General features: G+C 71.7%; 1 protein-coding gene. It reads left to right on the top strand.

Going from position 1 to position 1875, the window contains the following annotated elements:
* Positions 1 to 1875, top strand: a 1875-nt coding sequence (locus IE329_RS39770; RefSeq protein ID WP_190215947.1) for a molybdopterin oxidoreductase family protein, incomplete at both ends; no start/stop codon positions are given.

The raw sequence follows: 1875 nt of genomic DNA, 5'->3' as shown, positions 1-1875 counted from the left end.
CGCGCGGCGGTTGCGGGCGATCCTGGAGGAGCACGGGCCGGACGCGTTGTCGTTCTACGTGTCGGGGCAGATGTCGGTCGAGGCGCAGTACCTGGCGAACAAGCTGGCGAAGGGTTTCGTGCGGACGAACCAGATCGAGTCGAACTCGCGGTTGTGCATGGCGTCGGCGGGCACGGGCTACAAGCTGTCGCTGGGTGCGGACGGGCCGCCGGGGTCGTACGAGGACTTCGAGCGTGCGGACGTGTTCCTGGTGACCGGCGCGAACATGGCGGACTGCCACCCGATCCTGTTCCTGCGGATGACGGAGCGGGTGAGGTCGGCGGGGGCGAAGCTGATCGTGGTGGACCCGCGGCGCAACGCCACCGCGGACAAGGCGGACCTGTTCCTGCAGATCAGGCCCGGCACGGACCTGGCGCTGCTGAACGGCCTGCTGCACCTGCTGGTGGAGAACGGGCACACCGACCCGGAGTTCGTCGCGGAGTTCACCGAGGGCTGGGAGGCGATGCCGGCGTTCCTGGCGGACTACCCGCCGGCCCGGGTCGCGGAGATCACCGGCCTGGCGGAGGCGGACATCCGGCTGGCGGCCCGCTGGATCGGCGAGGCCGGCGAGTGGACGAGCTGCTGGACGATGGGCCTGAACCAGTCGACCCACGGCACCTGGAACACCAACGCGCTGGTCAACCTGCACCTGGCCACCGGGGCGATCTGCCGCCCCGGGTCGGGGCCGCTCTCGCTGACCGGCCAGCCCAACGCCATGGGCGGCCGCGAGATGGGCTACATGGGCCCCGGCCTGCCCGGCCAGCGCTCGGTGCTGGTGGACGCCGACCGGGCGTTCACCGAGGACCTCTGGGGCCTGCCGCCCGGCACCCTGCGCACCGACGTCGGGCGCGGCACCGTGGAGATGTTCGAGCGGATGGCCGCCGGCGACATCAAGGCCTGCTGGATCATCTGCACCAACCCGGTCGCCTCGGTCGCCAACCGCCGCACCGTCATCGCCGGCCTGGAGGCCGCCGACCTGGTCATCACCCAGGACGTCTTCACCGACACCGAGACCAACGCCTACGCCGACGTGATCCTGCCCGCCACCCTGTGGGCCGAGTCCGAAGGCGTCATGATCAACTCCGAGCGCAACCTCACCCTGGTGCCCGGTGTGATCGACCCGCCCGGCCAGGCCCTCCCCGACTGGCAGCTGATCGCCCGGGTGGCCTGCGAGATGGGCTTCGCCGAGGCTTTCAGCTACGGCAGTGCCGAGGAGGTCTTCGAGGAGATCAAGCGGGCCTGGAACCCCAGGACCGGCTGGGACCTGCGCGGGGTGACGTACGAGCGGCTGCGGGAGGTGCCGGTGCAGTGGCCGGCGGCGCCCGGCGGCCCGGACCGCAACCCGGTCCGCTACCTCAACGACGGTGTCAGCCAGGGCCTCGCCGAGCACCCGGACGGCTCCCGGCCCCGGCTGGTCTTCCCCACCCCGAGCGGCCGCGCCCAGTTCTTCGCCCGCCCGCACCTGCCCGCCGCCGAACTCCCCGACGACGACTACCCCTTCGTCCTCAACACCGGCCGCCTGCAGCACCAGTGGCACACCCTCACCAAGACCGGCAAGGTCGCCAGGCTCAACCGGCTCAACCCCGGCCCCTTCGTCGAACTGCACCCCGAGGACGCCCGGCGGCTCGGCATCGCCGAACGGGACCACGTCGAGATCGCCTCCCGGCGCGGCCGCGCCGTGCTGCCCGCCGTCGTCACCGACCGGGTCCGCCCCGGCAACTGCTTCGCGCCCTTCCACTGGAACGACCTCTTCGGCGAGTACCTCGCCGTCAACGCCGTCACCAACGACGCCGTCGACCCGCTCTCCTTCCAACCCGAGTTCAAGGCCTGCGCGGT

Source organism: Kitasatospora indigofera (assembly GCF_014655955.1).
GTDB lineage: Bacteria > Actinomycetota > Actinomycetes > Streptomycetales > Streptomycetaceae > Kitasatospora > Kitasatospora indigofera.
Note: the sequence above shows the minus strand (reverse complement) of the source record. Positions and strands in the feature narration are given on the sequence as shown.